Here is an 18,378-nt window from a genome sequence, read left to right as displayed (position 1 = left end):
TTAGATAAATTTTTTATTGCGCTTTTTCTAATTTTCGCAGCAAATGCGAAAGAGTCTGAACCTCTTCTTCGTTCAGGGCTTTATCGTACCAACCCGTCAGGTTATCGACATGGGTTTGAAATATCGCTTTCATAATCTCGCTCCCCTCATCGGTTATTGCAAGGATTTTGATGCGTCGGTCTTCGGGTGAGGGGATCGTTTGGATCAGCCCTTTGGATTGAAGATTTTTGATGACGACCGTGATATTGCCCGGCGTGCTTAATGTCAACGTCGTAATCTGACCGACGGTGAGTCTTCCTAAATGATACAGGGATTCCAAAATCCCGAACTGCGGCAAGGTTAGATCATGATTCGCCAGCCAGACGGTCTCTTTCGCTCTGATTTTTGTAAGTGATCGTGAGAGCTCAATATGGGCACGTAAGACAATGTCAGCATGTTTTCCGTAACTTTTTACACGTTTCATAATAGACCTCCTCAAAACAGATACGACAATAATACTACTAATTAGTAATAAATGTCAAGAGTCTTTTATTATTCTCAACTCTATGGGTACATCTCTTTCTAGTCAGGGTTTATTTTAAGGGTGATCTCAAAGCAGGCTCCACCTTCTTTGTTATACCATCGAAGGGTTCCAAAGAGATGTTTTTCGATAATGATTCGTGAGATATACACCCCTAAACCTGTGCCGTTAAGATCTTTTTTGGTTGTAAAATAGGGTTGCCCGATTTTATCGCAAATCGACTCGGGGATTCCTCCGGCATTGTCGCAGACGGAGATGCTAATGGTTTCGTCTGTTTCGCTAACCGTTACCGTGATAGCAGCGTTTTTTATTTGGTTCGCTAAAAGCATGTCTTTTGCGTTTCCCACAATATTGAGTAAAACCTGTATTAATGAACTTTTAGTGATAAATAAAGAGCTTTTGGAGGAGTTTTGGACATTGAGTTTAATGTTGCTGTTTTCACAACTTGCACCGATGATGTTAAGTGTGTTCTCTAAAACTTCTTCCATTGTTATTTGTACTCTGGATTGGGTTGGCATGAAGAAGTTTCTAAAATTATCGATAGTTTCGGAGAGTTGATGGAGTTGTTTGTTTAGAGATTCGGAGAGCTTTAAAAGATAATCGTTAGTTATCTCGTCATCGAAGCCGATTGACATGATAAGATTATTAATTTCCATCCCCATGATAGCCAGAGGTTGTCGCCATTGATGGGCGATCATCGCGATCATGTCTCCCATAGCCGCCTGCTTTGACTGAGCGATCATCATCTCCTCTTTTTGTTTGAGTTCGAGCTCCATCTTTTTGCGTTCGGTGATATCGCGGATGATCCCTATCGCATTCCAATGACCGTTACTCATAACGGCGGAGAGTGAGAGTTCTATCGGAAATTCCGTGTTGTCTTTTTTTAAAGCGACCAGTTCAAGTGTTTTTCCGACAGCTGCCCCTTCACCTGTTTTTTTGAAATGACCGAATGCTTTGTGATGGGCTTCTAAAAAGCGTTCGGGTGCGAGCATCTCATGTAGCGGCCATCCCATTATTTCACTCTCTGAATAACCGAACATTCTTTCAGCGGCTTCGTTCCAATAGGAAATATTTCCTTCGTCATTCATCATTAGAATTGCATCTTGTGCGGATACGGTTATACTGTGAAATTTTTCTTCGCTTTCACGCAGCGATTGTTCTGCAATTTTGCGTTCGGATATATCGCGTACGGTGGCTTGTACCAGTATTTGTCCATCCAGTTCCAAACGTGTAAGGAGTACATCAGAGGCAAAGGTTTGACCGTCCATGCGCTGATGTTCCCATTCAAATGCATTGGAACCTTCTTGGATCGCTGTCGCGATCATCTCTTGAGCTTTTTCTACGGAAGAACGTCCGTCCGGTTGCTGTAGCGGCGAAACATTCCACGGTCCGAGTGTCGTGAATTCCTGTATATTGGCTACCCCGAATAATTCCAAAGCAGCTTTATTAGCCTCTGTATATTTCCATGACGGAGATGTGATCGTCATTAGAGCATCACGGGAGCTGTCAAATAATTGTCGGTACTTTTCTTCGCTTTCACGTAATTGGCGTTCAATTTGCTGATATTCGGAAAGTTGCTTTTCCAAAGCGGCTATCCGCTCCAGTGAGCTCTTTGAATCTGTATGCTCCATGAGCGCTCCTCTCCGATTTGTAAAGTAAACAGATATCTGCCGTAGGGCTAAAATTAAGAAAATGATAGATTATACATTGAAATATCAGCAAAAGAGAAAGCCAACAAAAATTTGTGTTAAAATTCTTCTTAAAGACTCTATATACCTAAGGCTAATTATGCTATTTAATCCTACCCCGTTGGAAAAACTGACTACACTCGTTACCGATTTGATCGAAAAACAAGCGGCGCTGACGGCAGAAATTGAAACATTGCGGGCTGAAAATGCTTCCCGACATGATAATGAACAAAATAAAGACGCAGAAATACAGCGTCTGCACGGGGCACTAGCTTCGAAAGACGAAGAGATTAAAATGTACGCTGAAGAGCTTGCTGCCAAAGATGCCGAAATCGAAGCAATCGTTTCAAAAATCGAAAGCTTGCTTGGATGAAGACCAAAGTATCCCTTACCATCAATGCCAAACGATACGACATTGATGTCGAGGAAGATTTTGCCCATTTTCTGACGGAGCAGATGAAACATGACTTTGCTTTTGAAGGGAACAATGATCTTAAACTCCTTCTCCAGGCGTATGTCCGAAAGAGTTTGACTCTGTACGAACAAGAAAAACAAATGAACGGGTTAATTGACCGCCTCAAAAATCTTTAATTCTCTCCACAATCGATTCACAATCACTTTTTATACTGCTCTTATCAAAAGGGAATCTCGAAAGAGACTCTCTTAAAAGGAGTTTTAGATGAACAAGTTACTCTCATTAGTATTAGTTGCGGTGCTTAGTGCCGCAGTTGCCCAAGCGGATGCCAAAACGGGCCAAAAAGTGTATCTTAAAACGCTAAAGGGCAAGTTTGGAATGAACGGAACAAAATTTGCCGCAGAACATACGGTTTCCGAATGGGAAGATCTTTTTGCAGATGATGCAAAAGGGTTTATTAAAGAGTACGGAGAACGTTTCCCTGTTGCGGCAGGTGTCTTGAATAACCCGTCGATGAAAGATAAATTGCAGGATGTCGGCGATTTTGCTAAAGAGTACGGCAGCGATTCGGGCAATGTACCGAGCTGCGGTTAATGGTTAAAAACTGTAAAAAACTATATAAAAGGAGTTGATTATGAAAACATTGTTTGCAATTTTAGGCTTAAGTCTTATGTTGAGTGCAGCCGACGGCGGCGCTTTGTATCAAAAATGCAGCGCATGTCACGGTGCAAAAGCAGAAAAGGCGGCTTTAGGAAAATCGGAAGTGATTGCCGGATGGAAAGTAGATAAAACAGTAGACGCTCTAAAAGGGTATAAAGCGGGAACACGCAATACCAAAGGGATGGGGTCAATCATGAAAGGACAAACGGCATCGCTTAGCGATAGCGATATGAAAGCACTCGGTGAATACATTGCAGGGCTAAAATAGTCTTATGCCCCCGTTGCAATACGGGGTAACCATACGTTTCAGATGTGCGCGTCTCTTTGTAATAATGCGGTATATTTTAAAAATCATATGGCGGTATTTACCCTTTTAAGCCATAATATCACATTATTTCAAAGGGGTAGAATGCTCAAATCTCTCATCTTCTTTTTTCTTCTTCTATGCATTACTTCTCTTCATGCCGAAATCGATTCTGAAAAACTGGATAAATTGAATGTAGAAGCGTTATTGGTCAAAAATCTCAAAAATAACGAAATACTCTATTCAAAAGAGGCACTTCGCGAGGTTAAACCGGCAAGTCTTACTAAAATTATGACGGCTACTTTGGCCATAGAACAGGGAGAATTAACCCGTCTGGTCGTTATTTCCAAAGAGATGCTTCAAGTGGAGCCTACCAAAGCGGGCTACAAAGAGGGGGAAATCTTTTTATTGGGTGATCTCATTAATGCGGCCATGATTAAATCGGATAACGATGCGGCGATGGCGGTTGCAATAGCCATCGGAGGATCGATAGAAAATTTCAATAAGATGATGAATGCCAAAGCCGCATCCATAGGGATGGTCAATACCGTTTTTACGAACCCGTGCGGCTTCGATATCGGCAATCACCACTCTACGCCGCAAGATCTTCTGACACTGGCGGAATATGCTATCAAAAATCCTGTTTTTAACGATATCACCCGCTTAAACCAGCATACCTATTATTCGCTCAATACGGCACGAAAATTTGTCGCCAATACCCACAATCAGCTTCTAAACAAATATGAGTACGCGGTCGGTGTCAAAACGGGCTATACCTCAAAAGCGGGACCATGCTTAATCGCCCGTGCTAAAAAAGAAGACAGAGATTGTCTGATCGTAATGCTCAATTCCAAAGAGAACCGCTGGAAAACCGCCAAAGAGATTTTTGAGCAGGTATTTGTTCCTTCGCAGGATGTTTTAGCCTCTTTGTAAGCTTGTGAACGGGAGGCTAACTCCACGTCACGCAGATCTTTGTTCCGACTTTCTCTTCCGATTCAATCGTAATATTCAAGTTATATTCTTTGGCAATCATCGCTACGATATTCAGTCCGATTCCGAACCCTCCGACACTTTTATCGGCGCGCATGTAGCGCTCAAACACCCGCTCGATCATCGCATCGGGAATACCGATTCCGTTATCTTCGACACAGAGCATTTGCGGCTGAAGAGTGATTTTGATTGTACCGCCGTGATGGTTGTATTTAATCGCGTTTGAAAGAAGATTGTCGATAACACGGGTCGCTTTGGTAAGATCGATGGTGAGTGAGACATCAGGGCTGATCGTCAAATCCAAAATAAGTTTTTTTTGCTCGATACGATGGCGGAAATACTCCAGTCTCTCATGCAAAAGGCGGCTAAGATCGAGAGTCGTATTTTCAACGGAAAGATCGTGGTTTAGGATGAGGTAGGTAAGGTCGTCATAGAGTGTTGAAATGGTACGTGAAGCGATTTCGATCCGTTTTATCTTTTTTTGTGCCGAGGGGGAAAGGGCATCCGTCTCCAGTGATTCGATATTGGTGAGAATAGCGCTGACGGGGGTATTGAGCTCATGGGTGGTATCTTTGATAAAATCATCGAGCAGGGCAATAGCCTCGTTCATCGGACGGAGAATCAGCCGGGAGAGGAGATAACCGACACCTGAGAGCATCAGAAATAAAACCGCTCCGAAAATAAGGGTGATTTTCAGGGCTTGCTGTCGCCATAGTCCGTCATCTTGAGTTTCGAATATCAGATAATATTCCCCCATCCCGTACGGTGAGAGGGGGATGATCAGATAGACATGATCAGCTGAGAGATAGATATTCTCTTTAAAATCGATGGCGGCGGTATCCAGCCGTGAAACTATCGGCTGCTGATCGTATCCGTAAAGCGCTGTCGTATAGGCTAAATCTTTCGGGAAAGAGGAGAGATTTCGGTCGTCTTCGAGCCATTTTTTGAGCTTGGGGACGTAGCTTTCAGATTCCAACTGCATCGCAAGACGATGGGAAGAGAGCATGAGCGATTTGGCGTATTGAAAATAGAGAATTCCCAGCAGTGCCAGGATTAACACCGACATTACCCCATACAGGGTCAGAAAGCTTTTGAGGGTTCGGTATTTAGCGAAACTGATACCCGAGGCGTTTGTGGCTGACAATGGAGTCCTTTCCGAGGAGTTTGCGAAGCGTTTTGATGTAAGTGCGCAGACTTCCGTCACTAGGGATTTCATCGTAATCCCATAGATTTTCCATAATCATCTCATGAGAGAGGAGCTCATTTTTATGCTGGATGAAGAGCTTGAGAAGCTTATGCTCTTTTAGCTGGAGATTTTGGACATCTCCGTAAACGGTTAGCACTTGGTTATTGATATCGTAGGTAATTCCCTCAGCCAGTGTCAGAACATCGGTGGGGTTGTGATAAAAATTCCGCTTTAGAATGGTCTGTATTCGAAGAAGCAGCTCTTTAAGGGCAAACGGTTTTCGGATATAGTCGTCTCCTCCGCTCTCGAATCCCGCTTCGACATCACTCATCGCATTACGGGATGTGATAAAAATAGCGGGGGTGGAATTGCCCCTTTTCCGGCTCTCTTTGAGAAGTGAAAAACCGTCACCCGAAGGGACATTCACATCCAGGAGGAGCAAATCATACTTTTGCTCATAGAGGCTGTCTTCCGCCGTGTGGGCATCGTAGACGCAGACAACTTCAAACCCTTGTTCTTCTAAGTATTCACTGACACTTTCGGATAGGTTCGGATCGTCTTCAAGAAGGAGAATTTTACTTTTAATCATGAAAAATTGTAGCATGAAAACGATGTGAAACCAATGAGAGTGTTTTGGAAGCGAGAACGTTATGTGACGTTCTCAGGCCGGATGTTAAGCTATGCTGTCAAACGCCCAAAGGTGGTTTAAAGAGGCATTTAACAGATTGGAATATACCTGATCAAGAGAAGATACGGTTGTCTCATCGATCGATGTTTGCAAATCGCTGATATCGGTCTCTTCGATCAAAATACCGACTCCGATAGCATTAGATGTCGATTGTGATCCTTGCAAAATCAGTTGGTCATAGAGGCTTTGGACGGTAACGTCGGTGAATACTCCCGCTTGTGTCGATAAAGAGCCGGTATCCACTCCTAATTTTGAAGCCGTTTTAAGGAGTGTAGAATAATGCGTTTGTTCGGAATCGGATATTTTGTCAAAGATACTTAAACCGGTTTGTTCGTATAAAGCATCATACACGTCTCTGGCCATTTTCTCTTCTTCGATCATGTAAAGCAATTTGGTAACGTCGGTTTGTGTGAGTGAAGAAGAAACAGCACTGTTTTTTATTTTCATAATAAAGTCTCCTTTTTCTGTATAGTAATACATTTTATTATGACAAAACAGTGTTACAAGAGTGTTAAGATGAGAATTACGCTAAAAGAAATCCGAACATAATAAATAAAATAAGAGCCGCTCCTGCTGAAATAAGAGCGTATGGAAGCTGTGTTTTTGTATGTTCTCCTACTTCACATCCGCTTGCCATTGCAGAGATAATCGTGGTATCGGAGATAGGAGAGCAGTGGTCTCCAAAAACACCTCCGGAGATGACGGCGCCCATACATAGTGCAATCGGCGCGTCAAGCCCGACAGCTAAAGGGACGGCAATCGGCAGCATAATGCTAAATGTTCCCCAACTCGTTCCGGTTGCAAATGCAATGATTGCCGCTAAAATAAAAATAGCTCCGGCCAAATAAGAAGAAGGGAGATAGTCGCCGATAAACGATGCGAGGTATTTACCCACCTCCATATCCGAACTGACCCCTCCGATAGCAAAAGCAAATAACAAAATTGCGGCGATCGGAGCCATTGCTTTCGCACCCTGAAGGGTAGTAGATAAAAATTCACGGGTAGTGAGAGCATTTTTGAATCGATAATATCCCCACATTAGGATTAGTGTGATGATAAGGGTATAGAAAATAGAGGTTGAGCCGGAACCTTTGAAAATATCTCCTTCGCCCGTCATAAACATAAATGCGATGACTCCGGTAATCATCCACACCATCGGCCATAAAAAAAGCCCGAAGTGACCTCTGTCATCATCCGAACATTCAATGGCGGGAGGAACAACGGCAGCGTGCCGCATCGGCCCGATATCGATTTCAAACCAGATGGTGACAAAGGTGATGATAAGGGCGATGTAGGCGTAAAAATTGAAAGCGACAGATTGTACAAGCCAGGTTGCGCTCTCTCCGGTAATAAGTCCCGCCGTGATTTGCCCGCCGATGAGTCCCAATAAAAGAGCTCCCCAACCGTTTAGAGGGATGAGTGAGCAAACCGGTGCCGACGTGGAATCGCAGACAAAGGCGAGTTTGGCGCGGCTGATACCGTAGCGGTCACAAAACGGGCGTCCGATCGCACCGGCTACGAGCGATGTGATGGAGGACTCGATAAAAACGACAATCCCTGCGATAAAGCTGGGCATCAGAGCCCCCCGTTTGCTTTGTACCCATGAGCGTTTGATACTGAGCTCATGGACCAGACCGTCCACGCCGCCGCTTCGCTCTATCAATGCCATGGCTGAACCGACCATGACGGCAAACGCAAGGGTTTTGAGTACCCACCCCTCGCTTAGCAGTCCTCCGAATCGCTCCGCCATCAGTATAAAAGTATTCAACGGATTAAAATCGGCAATGATAAATTCGCCGACCAAAACGGCCATCGCTAAAGCGACAAATACGGAACGGCTGAAGAGGGCGAGAAGAATAGCGATAAGCGGCGGGAGTAACCCTAATAATCCATATTCTATGGGGAGTCCTTTTTAATCTCCCACATAGTATGGGGGAAGCTTTAGGGGGTTGCAAGGGACAAATATGTCCCTGCCACTAAAATGGGTTTTGCCCATTTTAGTGTATAACATTAGAGTAACATTTGCAGGCGCATAATTCCGGCACGGTCAAACTGCTCTTTATAATATTCGCTCCGTTTCTCATCGATCATCTCGAACCCGAGTTTCTTGAAGATGAGTTCATTTTCAGCCGAACCGATTTCGATGGAGGTTTGAACTTTGCGATACCCTTTGAGGCGTGCGGTGAGCATACTTTTACCGATGAGCTCTTTATAAACGTCAATACTTTTAAATTCGGGTTTTACGAGCATAAAGTCAAGAACAAAGGTTTTGTTATCCACTTCTCCTTCGCAGAGCAGATATGCGGCGATCCGTTCGTGGTACGTTTCATCAAATCCGATCTCTTCGAGCGCTTTGGAAAAAATCTCATGGGTTGCGATCCGCGGCTCATATCCGCAAATTGTCCCTACGCTGGTTCCGCCCGACATGGCAATAAAAAAGTTGGAAAAGTGACAATAGCTTTTTGTCGTCGTGAGGGCTAAACGTTTAAGATGACCGAGGAGTAGTTCTTCATCGGAGGTATTGAACACCAAATCAAATAATCCTATGTTCTTTCCGCTGCGTGAACTTTCTAATATTGCTTGTGCAATAAGGTCAATATCCGACTCGGATGCTTTGCGAACGGTTATTGCCATTATTGCCTCACTCTTGCGATTTTCAATATGCTATACTACCTAACTTTAAAATAAACTAAGAATGAAGCTATGTTGAAAATAATTGTTATTCTATTGACCTCATTTTCTCTTTCATCACTGGTTGCTTCCGAGCAGTTAATGGTCGTTCTTTCACCTGAACTCAATGCGACCAGTGCGTCGATGCAGAGGTATGAGAAGCAGGACCACTGGGTAAAAGTGGGTGATAAAATCCCCGTTACCCTCGGGCGAAGCGGTTTAGGCTATGTTGCATTTAAAGAGCCTTTGAAAAATGAGGGGGACGGGCGTTCACCGGCGGGTCTGTTTCCGCTGATAGCTGCTTTTGGATACGACCAAAACACGACGTTTAAACTTCCATATTGGTATGCGGATGAAAATCTCTATTGTGTTGACGACGTCAACGATTCGCGCTATAACAAAATACTCCGAATTTATGACAAAAGTTCACTTCCGGCAAGTTATGAAGTCATGCGCCGGTCTGACGGCGTTTATCGCTACGGTGCGGTAGTCGGATATAACGTATCGGCTCAAAGCGGGCGGGGATCATGTATTTTTATCCATCTGAATCATTCCGACAAACGTCCCACATCCGGATGCACGGCAATGGATGAAGCGCCGCTTCGTGAATTGCTTCAATGGCTGGATCCTGTTAAAAAACCGCAGTTGCTTCAAATACTAAAAAGTGAATGTCGGAAATATAAAAAAGAATTTGAGGGAATAGAGTGTAATTAGCGTAGCTAAAGGGAGCTTTGCTCCCTTAGGCATTCTAAATTAGTTGTTTACAACGTCGACTTTAGGTGTTTTTTCCGTTGATGCGGGAAGCATCGGATAGACGATGGTCGGTTTTTTTCCTTCAAGTGATTGTAAGAACGTTTGGATCGATGTCACTTCTTCGTCGTTCAAATTAACACCGAGTTGGATGCGCCCCATCTCTTTGATCGCTTCAGGGAGTGTTGCGATTTGGCCGTTGTGGAAATACGGTGCGCTTTGGGTAACGTTACGCAATGTCGGTACACGGACCATGCCGTTTTTGTCCCCTTTGAAATCGCCTACATTCATATATTTGTATGGAGCGACAACACCGAAAGCCTGCATGGTTCCGCCCAGAGCGATATCGTTATGACACGTTGCACACCCTTTGTCGATAAAAGTTTTAAGCCCTTTTTGCTCAGCTTGTGTAAGTGCTTTTTTGTTTCCGTTGAGGAATGCATCGTAGCGTGAGGGTGTTACGAGCGTACGTTCGAATACGGCGATCGTATCGGCGATTTTTTCAAACGTGATTTTGATATCTTTGCCGTATGCGCTCTGGAATGCGGAAACGTATTGCGGCATTGAAGTGACTACGCCGGTTACGAAATCTTTCGGTGCCGCCATTTCAGGTCCTGCCTGGATCGGTCCTTGGGCTTGGTCTTCGAGGTGCGGACTGCGTCCGTCCCAGAATTGCTGGCTGTAGAATACGGCGTTATAGACGGTCGGCGAACTGAGGCCGTGCGGGTTTGAGGTCCATTTATGTCCGATGGCCGCAGCCATTCCGTCTGTCCCGCCGATTGCAAGATTGTGGCAGGTATTACAGCTGATCAAACCGCTTTTGGAGAGGCGCGGTTCGAAATAGAGCATTTTTCCGAGTTCGACTTTGGCTGCTGTAGTCGGATTTTTAGGATTGGAAGTGAGTTTTTCAACCGCTTTGGGATTTGCAGGGATCGCTTTGAGTCCCGCATTTTTAGCTTCATCGATCAGTGAAGCACCCATAACAGAGGTGGCAACGATGCCAGAGAGAATCAATGTCTTCATGGTGAATCCTTGTGATATATGGATTAGAATTGAAATTGTAGCAGAACTAACTAAAGGAAAAACTTTTTCCTTTAGTTAGTTCGCAATTCCTGCATTACGGTTGTACGTTTGGTATGTTCCAAGCGTCTGCATGCCGACTCAAATGCTCCACCTTCTCCTACAAGGATACAATGCCCTTTTGCACGTGTAAGTGCCGTATAGAGGAGTTTGGTATTAAGCATTATATGGTGTGAAAAACTCATAACCATTACGACACGCTCATACTCCATTCCCTGTACTTTATGAACGCTCAGAGCATATGAGAGATTGAGGTAATCGCTGATTTGCTCATACTTGTACTGTACGATCAACTCTTCATTGGGGTAGAAGACATAACAGAGTTCCTCATCTTCATCGAGCCGAAATACGAGCCCGCACATACCGTTAAAAATTCGCCGTTCACTCGGTTCGATTCCCTCTTTAAACTCTTCGGGTGTGTAGGAGAGGATATTTTCGTTTTTAATATGAACCACTTTATCGTGGAGCCGAAATTCACCTTTGAATGTTTTGATCTTTTTTTTCGCGTTGGGGTTGAAATACTCTTGAAGGAGAATATTGAGATTATCGACTCCGAGTGTATTGCCGCGCATCGGAGAGATCACCTGAAAGGCGTTTAGGTATTCCCGTATCTGTTTGGTTTGGAGCTTTTCACGTGAATGGGGGAGATATTTCAGCGTCACTTCGGCGATAGCGGCTAGGAGATTGTTGTTTTGGATGTGGATCGCATCATCGAACTCCGCATCGCTCAAAGAGCGTTTGAGGGCATGGCGGTTGGAGAGCTCTACCGGGATAAAGGTAAAATCTTCATACTCTTTTTGGTAGGGGGGAATAATACCTTGCCGGACGTCATTGGCGATAAGTGCTATCGCTTGTCCCTCTCTTTGGCGGTAAATCTGAGTCAGCATAACGGCAGGGGCGAGATTCAATGCAATCGCATCGCTTAAGGGGCTTCCGGCTCCGATAGGGGGGAGCTGTGCATCGTCGCCGACGATAATGACGGTTGCGGAACGCTCAATTTTCGCCATGAGACGTGCAAAGAGGGTTGAATTGATCATAGAGGCCTCATCAATCAAAATCACCTGATAAGGAAGCGTGTCGTGAGATTCGAATTTGACCAGCAGGCTTTGGATCGTCGCACTTTGATAGCCGCTGCGTTCACGAATGCGCTGAGATGCGATACCGCTCAGGGCACACGTCATGATGAGACTCGGCTCATGACGTGTCGCCAAAAGATCAAGAAGCGCTTTGGCGGTCGTACTTTTTCCCGTCCCCGCATATCCGACAAGAAAAATCAATCCGCTCCCCTGATTGATCAGTTCCAGTGCACTAAGCTGCTGTTCTCCAAGATTCAGCGAATGGGTTTTTAAGAACGATTCCAGATCACCGGTTAAGGGGTCATTCTTAGTTTTCCCCCGCCCTCTGAATTCGTTTAATAAAAGCAATTCGGCCTCATAAATTCGGGTAGGGGAGAGTTTTGCACTAGGTAGGAGCGTGATGCTCCCTTCACGGAGACGATCTTCCAGAGCTTCGCCGTATTTGGAATGTTCTCCAAGGGATACGAGCAGATCGAGTTTGTTAAACAGTGCCCCCCGTTCGATACAGCTGTTCCCCTCTTGTTCGCAGTATTCGCTGAGAGTATATTCCATCGCCGCTTGGATACGACGTTCGTCATCGCTTTGTAATCCCATATTCAAAGCTATCTCATCGGCTTTTTTAAATCCTATGCCATTGATACGCATCAATCCGTAGGGATTATGTTTGATCGCTTCGATAGGATTTTTGATCTCTTTCATTGCTCCTGCGATCAGTCGAAGCAAAGCGGGGGTAACGCCGAAAGGGGCTAGAAACTCTCCGAGCAGACGCATCGAGCGAAACTGTTTCCATCCGTCCGAGAGCTTAAGGAGACGTTTCTCATTCATCCCTTTAATCTCCATTAGACGCTCAATATCGTTGTCTAAAATCTCGATGAGTCCGTCGGTACCGTATTTCTCAATCAATTCGGCCGTAAGCTTTTTGGTAAATCCCTTGACGACACGATTAAGAAAAAAGAAGAGTTCGTTTTGGTTAACGATCAGCGTATGGGCTTTAAATGTCCGCCCGTGTTGGCGATGTTCTTCCCATGAGCCTTTGAGAGTGACTGCGGCGTTTGCGAGATGATCGACGTCACTTTCGTAATAATGGGCGCTGATTTTATCGCCGCTTTTAAGGACGGCGATAAAAAAGCCGTTGTTTTGGTAAATGATTCGATCGATTTGGCCGATGAGTATTTGCATGAGAGGATTTTAGCGGAAATTTATGTGAAGAGTGGTTTTATGACACCTGAAGGTGTCATTGTTATGCTTTGACGCGGAGGTTTCTTGCCTCTTCTTGTGATTTATAGAGTTCCGCACAGCCTTTGGCCAACTCTCGAATTTTTAGGATATAGTTTGCCCGTTCGGTGACCGAGATCGCTTTGCGTGCATCAAGAGTATTAAACGTGTGAGACGCCATCATGCACAGATCGTATGCCGGAAGGGGAAGCTCGGCGTCAAGGCAGCGTTTGCATTCGGCTGCTTTGGCTTCGAATTCGGCAAAGAGCATCGCGGTATCGGCAATTTCGAAGTTGTACTTGCTAAACTCGATCTCACCCTCTTTATGAATATCTCGATAAAGGGTTTTGCCGAATTTGTTTTCGCTCCACACGATATCAAATACAGTATCAACTCCCTGAAGATACATTGCAAGACGTTCCGTTCCGTAGGTGATCTCAACGGCTACGGGATCGCAGCTGACGCCGCCGACCTGCTGAAAATAGGTAAACTGGGTCACTTCCATCCCGTTTAGCCATACTTCCCATCCAAGCCCCCAGGCACCGAGAGTCGGAGATTCCCAGTTGTCTTCGACAAAACGGATATCGTGGTCTTTCAGATTGAGCCCCAGGTATTCGAGACTTTTGAGATAAAGCTCTTGGATATTTTCAGGGCTCGGTTTAATGAGCACCTGAAACTGATAATAGCTTCCCAAACGGTTTGGATTTTCACCGTAGCGGCCGTCTGTCGGACGGCGGCTCGGTGCAACATAGGCGACCGACCACGGCTGTGAATCGAGTGAGCGCAGAAAGGTAGCAGGATGAAAGGTTCCCGCCCCCGCGGCTATATCGTAAGGCTGTACGATTGCGCACCCTTGATCATTCCAAAATTGTTGAAGTTTTAAAAGCATGTCACCAAACGTAATCATAACTGTCCCATCTAATAAATTGCGTTATTATACCAAAAAGCCTCATCCAAAGGGTTTCTTAAAGGAAAGCATTCTATTATAAGAGGAATTAATAGAGGAAAAAAATGAAGCACTATTTTATTTTGTTATTTTTATGCTTCACGGCTCTTTACGCCCAGTTTCCGATGGAGAAAGTTTCCGTCAAATTGCAGTGGGCGGATCAGTTTCAATTTGCCGGATATTATATTGCCAAAGAGAAAGGGTTTTACAAAGATGCCGGACTGGATGTCACCATTCAAAAGTTCGATCCCAAAAAACTTGCCGTTGATGAGGTAATATCCGGAAGAAGCACGTACGGGATCGGGCGCTCTTCACTTTTGGTCGATCGGATGGAAGGGAAAGATATTGTTGCTTTAGCCGCAATTTTTCAAAGTTCCCCCTTTGTTCTTCTCTCAAAAAAATCTTCTGATATTCAAACTCCGCATGATTTGATCGGCAAGCGGATCATGATGACCAAAGATTTCCAGGATACGATTACGATTCGCGCCATGCTCAATTCGCAAAATATCGGAATAGATAAAATAAAGTTTTTGGAACACAGTTATAATCCCCTTGATATCGCCAACGGTAAAACGGATGTCATGGCCTGTTATATTTCCAATGAGCCGTTTGTTCTCAAAGAACATGGGATTGAGACGAATGCCATTAATCCCGAAGCGTATGGATTTGATTTTTACAGCGATATTTTGTTTACGTCAGAAACTGAAGTCCGTAATCACCCCAAACGGGTACGCGCATTTGTGGATGCGACATTAAAAGGGTGGGAATACGCTTTTGAACACATACCTGAAACGGCACAGATGATCCGTGAACGTTACAACGCTCAAAACAAATCGTTGGAGAGTCTCATTTATGAGGGGCAGGTGCTAAAAGAGTTGGCGTATCGCGGTAACAGCCCGTTGGGTTCGATGGCAGTTGATAAATTTTATCGAATATCGGATATTTACCGGGTTATGGGATTGCCTCAAAACGACAAACGTCTGGAGGGATTCGTGTATAACGATAATTCACGCCAAACGGTACCCATGAGAGTTGACGAACGTTCATTTTTACATATGAACACTATCCGCTACACTTCGACAGCGGCATGGCCCCCTTTTAATTTTAGTACAGAAAGCAACGGTACGAAGCTTCAGGGGATTGCGATTGATTTTTGGCAATTGATCGTAGAACGAACCGGTATGAAGAGTTCATATATTTCTTCGCCGACATGGGCAGCCGTTTTGGATGCGATTAAAACCAAATCGGCCGATATTACATTAGGCACATCACTCTCGAAAGACAAAGAGCCGTATGCTCTGTTTTCAAAACCGTACGCCTCTTTTCCGAATGTCATCGTCACTAATAAAACTATCGATTTTCTTCCGGGGTTAGAGGCGCTTAATGGGAAGCGGGTAGCCATCGGCAAAGGGTATAGCTTTGAGGAAGCGATTGCATCGAAATATCCGAATATAACCATTGTCAGCACAGAAGATACACGTGAAGCCCTGAAATTGCTAAGTTCGGATCGCGTCGACGCTGTCGTTGATATCCTCCCCGTTGTTGCTTATCTCATTAATGCCGATCATCATATTGATCTAAAAATTTCTGGAACAACTGAGTTTGTCTTTGACGTTCGGATGATGATACGAAACGATTATCCGGAACTCAAAACCGTTGTAGATAAAGCGATCGATTCGATTACGCCGGCAGAACGCCAGAGAATTTTGAACCGCTATATTGCGATTACCTATGAAGATCGGGTCGATTATGGATGGGTATACGGTATTACAGTGGGTGCTTTATTCATAATTTCCATTTTTATCTATCGGCAGTTTGAGATGGGGAAATACCATAAACGGCTTTTGAAAATGGCTACGACCGATCCATTGACAGGGCTGGTAAACCGAATCCGTCTGGATGAAAAATTAGCCGAATGTCATCAGTTTTATCAGCGTACGGGGCGCCATTTTTCGGTCATTATTATTGACTTGGATTATTTTAAACGGGTGAATGATACCTACGGCCATTTGATCGGGGATAAAACATTGGTCAATATTTCCAAAATATTGAGTGACAATATCCGCAGTATCGATATGGTGGGACGATGGGGGGGGGAAGAGTTTATGATTATTTGTCCCGAAACGACTAGCGAGGGGGGGAAACAGCTGGCCGAAAAAATTCAGTCGGTTATCGAGCGAAACGATTTCCCTTACATCCATACGATGACATGCAGTTTCGGGATCAGTGAAAGCCGGGAAGGGGATCGTATCGAAAACATTGTAGGGCGTGCCGATAGTGCCTTGTACCGTGCAAAAGAAGAGGGTCGGAACCGAGTTTGTCTGGCTTAGGAGAATTTACAGACGATATCTCCTATTTCACGATTGAGTGAGCGCGCGACGACAGAGCATTTGACTTTCAGTAAAAAGCAGATTTTATTCCGTTGTTGAGGCGTCATGCACTCGTAATTTCCCATCCCTTTGGCTAACACGATGTCAACGGTATCAAACACTCTTTTTGCTTCTTCCGAGGCGAGGTCATAGACAAATCCGGGTGTAGGAACACCGCTGTCCATCACAGAGCAAATTTTTTCGATTCCCGCTTCGCCGGCTTCGCTTAATGTCACATCGTTGATAATCGGATTTCCCCGCACCGCATAGGTGATTGAGAGTTGAGGATAAAGGTTTTGGAGCGACTCGATGGTGAGTGCATCGAAGATATGTTCTCCCGCATTGTCACCGATATAAAGCAGTGTATTCGCACTATCTAGGGTGTGTCGCAACACCTCGGAATCATTATGTCCAAACGGTATGGTGAATACGGAAGAGATGGCGTCATGAAGATCGAAACTGACCTCTGCGGCGAGATCGATAACATTCCCTACTACCGCTGTTTTAAGAGCAGCTATAAACGGATCATCACTGTTCTGGATTGTTTCTTTCAAAAAAGGGATGTAGGTTTTAGCTTGAAGAGTCGCATGTTGTTTTTGCTCTTTGTATAAATCATCCGTTCGGGCAAATTCTGCCATTTTTTCATACAGCGGTGCGGCGACTACGGGAGGGGAAAGGGTAAAATCGGCATTTTGAAGTGCAGTTTCGACGTGGTTGACAATTTTTTCTTTGAGCGCCGCATCGGCATGAATTGCCTCGCAAACTCGGTGACTTTGGGCAACGATGCACCCGATACATTCTTGCTGTATGGTCATTGTGATGCGTGATCGTCGATGACTTTGCCCCACATCAGTTTGTATTTACGGCGCATGAATTCAACTTCCTGTTGCGAAAGTTTGAGCTGTTCGGTAAGGGTAGCAATGGTATTTCGATCTTCTTCGTAAAGCTCTTGAAGTGATGCAAGGGCTTCTTTGAGAAATTCGTTCTCATTTTTGATTGATTCAATGGTCTCTTCTTTGGCAACCAGCACTTTTTCATGAAGGTTGATGATGGTACCGATTGTTTTTTCAACAAAATTAGCACCCAGTGTGACATCCGCTTCGGATGCACTAAGCTCTTGCAAGGTTGCGGGGACGATACCTTCCATCCCTTGACCGGGATCGATGATAACTTCTCCGTCTTCGATGAGAGTAGTGAGCTTTCCACGTACGATTAAGGCTTCAACAGCACTGCGATCCATGTTTGTCATTTGAGCGTAGTCATCAATACTCATCCACCCTTGCATCTTCCACCGCCTTCAAATTTTAAACATTATAGCAAAACTTATAAAATTGTCTCAATTTCTAGTGAATCCATTTCCACTTTTTTTGCTTTTGCGATACGGTCCTCTTGGAGCTTCATACTTAGCTCTTCATTGTTCAATGCAAGGATTTGCATTGCAAGATAGGCAGAATTGATCGCTCCGGCTTTACCGATGGCGACGGTCGCGACCGGCATACCCGCGGGCATCTGTACGGTAGAGAGGAGTGCATCGATACCGTTGAGAGCGGATGCACTCATCGGAACACCAATGATCGGTTTGACGGTTTTAGAGGATAATACACCCGCCAAATGTGCCGCCATTCCGGCTGCCGCGATAAAGACCTGCGCCCCTTTGGCTTCGGCTTTTGCAATATAGTCTTTGGTACGTTCCGGACTTCGGTGAGCTGATGAGATGATCAGTTCATATTGAACACCAAACTCTTCAAGTGTTTGTGAGCACGATTTCATAACATCGAAATCGCTTTTGCTCCCCATAATGATTGATACGAATTTCATACA

Annotated in this window: 20 protein-coding genes; 7 read left to right on the top strand and 13 right to left on the bottom strand. The window is 44.7% G+C overall.

Going from position 1 to position 18,378, the window contains the following annotated elements:
• Positions 1-13: 13 nt before the first annotated feature.
• The gene (locus tag SULKU_RS11135; protein ID WP_013461071.1) at positions 14-463 is read right to left on the bottom strand and encodes a MarR family winged helix-turn-helix transcriptional regulator; all 450 of its coding nucleotides are present in this window, start codon (positions 461-463) and stop codon (positions 14-16) included.
• Positions 464-561: 98 nt separating this feature from the next.
• Positions 562-2,151 carry a PAS domain S-box protein gene (locus SULKU_RS11130; protein ID WP_013461070.1) on the bottom strand — a complete coding sequence of 530 codons (1,590 nt, stop codon included), beginning with the start codon at positions 2,149-2,151 and terminating at the stop codon, positions 562-564.
• 157 nt (positions 2,152-2,308) lie between these two features.
• Here SULKU_RS11130 and SULKU_RS11125 point away from each other — a divergent pair, with 157 nt between their 5' ends.
• From SULKU_RS11125 to SULKU_RS11105, 5 genes are all read left to right on the top strand, one after another.
• Positions 2,309-2,581 carry a hypothetical protein gene (locus SULKU_RS11125; protein ID WP_013461069.1) on the top strand — a complete coding sequence of 91 codons (273 nt, stop codon included), beginning with the start codon at positions 2,309-2,311 and terminating at the stop codon, positions 2,579-2,581.
• Positions 2,578-2,799: a hypothetical protein gene (locus SULKU_RS11120; protein WP_013461068.1), complete on the top strand. Its 222-nt coding sequence runs from the start codon at positions 2,578-2,580 to the stop codon at positions 2,797-2,799. The genes SULKU_RS11125 and SULKU_RS11120 overlap by 4 nt, the downstream gene beginning before the upstream one ends.
• A gap of 88 nt (positions 2,800-2,887) precedes the next feature.
• Positions 2,888-3,217 carry a hypothetical protein gene (locus SULKU_RS11115; protein WP_013461067.1) on the top strand — a complete coding sequence of 110 codons (330 nt, stop codon included), beginning with the start codon at positions 2,888-2,890 and terminating at the stop codon, positions 3,215-3,217.
• 40 nt (positions 3,218-3,257) lie between these two features.
• Positions 3,258-3,551, top strand: a complete 294-nt coding sequence (locus SULKU_RS11110; protein WP_013461066.1) for a c-type cytochrome — start codon at positions 3,258-3,260, stop codon at positions 3,549-3,551.
• A 141-nt stretch (positions 3,552-3,692) separates the two neighbouring features.
• Positions 3,693-4,520 (top strand): D-alanyl-D-alanine carboxypeptidase family protein, encoded by an 828-nt coding sequence (locus SULKU_RS11105; protein WP_013461065.1) that lies wholly within the window; start codon positions 3,693-3,695, stop codon positions 4,518-4,520.
• Positions 4,521-4,536: 16 nt separating this feature from the next.
• Here SULKU_RS11105 and SULKU_RS11100 read toward each other — a convergent pair whose 3' ends face one another.
• The 5 genes from SULKU_RS11100 to SULKU_RS11080 form a co-directional block, all read right to left on the bottom strand.
• Positions 4,537-5,721, bottom strand: coding sequence for a sensor histidine kinase (locus tag SULKU_RS11100; RefSeq protein WP_013461064.1), 1,185 nt, complete (start codon positions 5,719-5,721; stop codon positions 4,537-4,539).
• Complete coding sequence (locus SULKU_RS11095; protein ID WP_013461063.1) at positions 5,684-6,352, bottom strand: response regulator transcription factor; 669 nt, start codon at positions 6,350-6,352, stop codon at positions 5,684-5,686. The genes SULKU_RS11100 and SULKU_RS11095 overlap by 38 nt, the downstream gene beginning before the upstream one ends.
• Before the next feature lie 84 nt (positions 6,353-6,436).
• Positions 6,437-6,898 carry a DUF2202 domain-containing protein gene (locus SULKU_RS11090; RefSeq protein ID WP_013461062.1) on the bottom strand — a complete coding sequence of 154 codons (462 nt, stop codon included), beginning with the start codon at positions 6,896-6,898 and terminating at the stop codon, positions 6,437-6,439.
• A gap of 76 nt (positions 6,899-6,974) precedes the next feature.
• Positions 6,975-8,264: a Na+/H+ antiporter NhaC family protein gene (locus tag SULKU_RS11085; protein WP_083801911.1), complete on the bottom strand. Its 1,290-nt coding sequence runs from the start codon at positions 8,262-8,264 to the stop codon at positions 6,975-6,977.
• Between the two features lie 197 nt (positions 8,265-8,461).
• Entirely contained in the window at positions 8,462-9,085 is a 624-nt protein-coding gene (locus SULKU_RS11080; RefSeq protein WP_013461060.1) for a hypothetical protein, read from the bottom strand.
• A gap of 69 nt (positions 9,086-9,154) precedes the next feature.
• On the opposite strand from SULKU_RS11080, the gene SULKU_RS11075 reads away from it, so the two are divergent.
• Entirely contained in the window at positions 9,155-9,835 is a 681-nt protein-coding gene (locus tag SULKU_RS11075; protein WP_013461059.1) for a L,D-transpeptidase family protein, read from the top strand.
• Between the two features lie 39 nt (positions 9,836-9,874).
• On the opposite strand, the gene SULKU_RS11070 is transcribed toward SULKU_RS11075, so the two are convergent.
• From SULKU_RS11070 to glyQ, 3 genes are all read right to left on the bottom strand, one after another.
• On the bottom strand, positions 9,875-10,894 hold the full coding sequence (locus SULKU_RS11070; protein ID WP_013461058.1) for a cytochrome-c peroxidase: 1,020 nt from the start codon (positions 10,892-10,894) through the stop codon (positions 9,875-9,877).
• Between the two features lie 71 nt (positions 10,895-10,965).
• Entirely contained in the window at positions 10,966-13,206 is a 2,241-nt protein-coding gene (locus SULKU_RS11065) for an AAA family ATPase (protein ID WP_013461057.1), read from the bottom strand.
• A 61-nt stretch (positions 13,207-13,267) separates the two neighbouring features.
• Positions 13,268-14,149: a glycine--tRNA ligase subunit alpha gene (gene glyQ, locus SULKU_RS11060; RefSeq protein WP_013461056.1), complete on the bottom strand. Its 882-nt coding sequence runs from the start codon at positions 14,147-14,149 to the stop codon at positions 13,268-13,270.
• Positions 14,150-14,253: 104 nt separating this feature from the next.
• On the opposite strand from glyQ, the gene SULKU_RS11055 reads away from it, so the two are divergent.
• The gene (locus SULKU_RS11055) at positions 14,254-16,518 is read left to right on the top strand and encodes a transporter substrate-binding domain-containing diguanylate cyclase (protein ID WP_013461055.1); all 2,265 of its coding nucleotides are present in this window, start codon (positions 14,254-14,256) and stop codon (positions 16,516-16,518) included.
• Here the strand turns inward: SULKU_RS11055 and SULKU_RS11050 are convergent.
• Genes SULKU_RS11050 through purE form a run of 3 tightly spaced genes read right to left on the bottom strand, consistent with a single transcriptional unit; the run spans position 16,515 to position 18,375 of the window.
• On the bottom strand, positions 16,515-17,372 hold the full coding sequence (locus SULKU_RS11050; protein ID WP_013461054.1) for a damage-control phosphatase ARMT1 family protein: 858 nt from the start codon (positions 17,370-17,372) through the stop codon (positions 16,515-16,517). The genes SULKU_RS11055 and SULKU_RS11050 overlap by 4 nt on opposite strands.
• The gene (locus SULKU_RS11045) at positions 17,369-17,842 is read right to left on the bottom strand and encodes a DUF3972 domain-containing protein (RefSeq protein ID WP_013461053.1); all 474 of its coding nucleotides are present in this window, start codon (positions 17,840-17,842) and stop codon (positions 17,369-17,371) included. Before SULKU_RS11045 ends, SULKU_RS11050 begins: the two co-directional genes overlap by 4 nt.
• Before the next feature lie 38 nt (positions 17,843-17,880).
• The gene (gene purE, locus SULKU_RS11040) at positions 17,881-18,375 is read right to left on the bottom strand and encodes a 5-(carboxyamino)imidazole ribonucleotide mutase (protein WP_013461052.1); all 495 of its coding nucleotides are present in this window, start codon (positions 18,373-18,375) and stop codon (positions 17,881-17,883) included.
• Between the last annotated feature and the right edge of the window lie 3 nt (positions 18,376-18,378).

This window comes from Sulfuricurvum kujiense DSM 16994, from assembly GCF_000183725.1.
In the GTDB taxonomy this organism is placed as follows: Bacteria; Campylobacterota; Campylobacteria; order Campylobacterales; family Sulfurimonadaceae; genus Sulfuricurvum; species Sulfuricurvum kujiense.
The sequence above is the reverse complement of the archived record's forward strand: the minus strand, read 5'-3'. Positions and strand labels throughout refer to the sequence as shown.

Bases quoted from the DNA above. Each gene is read 5' to 3' on its own strand.
- SULKU_RS11135 (WP_013461071.1), bottom strand. From the start codon at position 463: ATGAAACGTGTAAAAAGTTACGGAAAACATGCTGACATTGTCTTACGT.
- SULKU_RS11130 (WP_013461070.1), bottom strand. From the start codon at position 2,151: ATGGAGCATACAGATTCAAAGAGCTCACTGGAGCGGATAGCCGCTTTG.
- SULKU_RS11125 (WP_013461069.1), top strand. From the start codon at position 2,309: ATGCTATTTAATCCTACCCCGTTGGAAAAACTGACTACACTCGTTACC.
- SULKU_RS11120 (WP_013461068.1), top strand. From the start codon at position 2,578: ATGAAGACCAAAGTATCCCTTACCATCAATGCCAAACGATACGACATT.
- SULKU_RS11115 (WP_013461067.1), top strand. From the start codon at position 2,888: ATGAACAAGTTACTCTCATTAGTATTAGTTGCGGTGCTTAGTGCCGCA.
- SULKU_RS11110 (WP_013461066.1), top strand. From the start codon at position 3,258: ATGAAAACATTGTTTGCAATTTTAGGCTTAAGTCTTATGTTGAGTGCA.
- SULKU_RS11105 (WP_013461065.1), top strand. From the start codon at position 3,693: ATGCTCAAATCTCTCATCTTCTTTTTTCTTCTTCTATGCATTACTTCT.
- SULKU_RS11095 (WP_013461063.1), bottom strand. From the start codon at position 6,352: ATGATTAAAAGTAAAATTCTCCTTCTTGAAGACGATCCGAACCTATCC.
- SULKU_RS11090 (WP_013461062.1), bottom strand. From the start codon at position 6,898: ATGAAAATAAAAAACAGTGCTGTTTCTTCTTCACTCACACAAACCGAC.
- SULKU_RS11085 (WP_083801911.1), bottom strand. From the start codon at position 8,264: ATGGCCGTTTTGGTCGGCGAATTTATCATTGCCGATTTTAATCCGTTG.
- SULKU_RS11080 (WP_013461060.1), bottom strand. From the start codon at position 9,085: ATGGCAATAACCGTTCGCAAAGCATCCGAGTCGGATATTGACCTTATT.
- SULKU_RS11075 (WP_013461059.1), top strand. From the start codon at position 9,155: ATGTTGAAAATAATTGTTATTCTATTGACCTCATTTTCTCTTTCATCA.
- SULKU_RS11070 (WP_013461058.1), bottom strand. From the start codon at position 10,894: ATGAAGACATTGATTCTCTCTGGCATCGTTGCCACCTCTGTTATGGGT.
- SULKU_RS11065 (WP_013461057.1), bottom strand. From the start codon at position 13,206: ATGCAAATACTCATCGGCCAAATCGATCGAATCATTTACCAAAACAAC.
- glyQ (WP_013461056.1), bottom strand. From the start codon at position 14,149: ATGATTACGTTTGGTGACATGCTTTTAAAACTTCAACAATTTTGGAAT.
- SULKU_RS11055 (WP_013461055.1), top strand. From the start codon at position 14,254: ATGAAGCACTATTTTATTTTGTTATTTTTATGCTTCACGGCTCTTTAC.
- SULKU_RS11050 (WP_013461054.1), bottom strand. From the start codon at position 17,372: ATGACCATACAGCAAGAATGTATCGGGTGCATCGTTGCCCAAAGTCAC.
- SULKU_RS11045 (WP_013461053.1), bottom strand. From the start codon at position 17,842: ATGCAAGGGTGGATGAGTATTGATGACTACGCTCAAATGACAAACATG.
- purE (WP_013461052.1), bottom strand. From the start codon at position 18,375: ATGAAATTCGTATCAATCATTATGGGGAGCAAAAGCGATTTCGATGTT.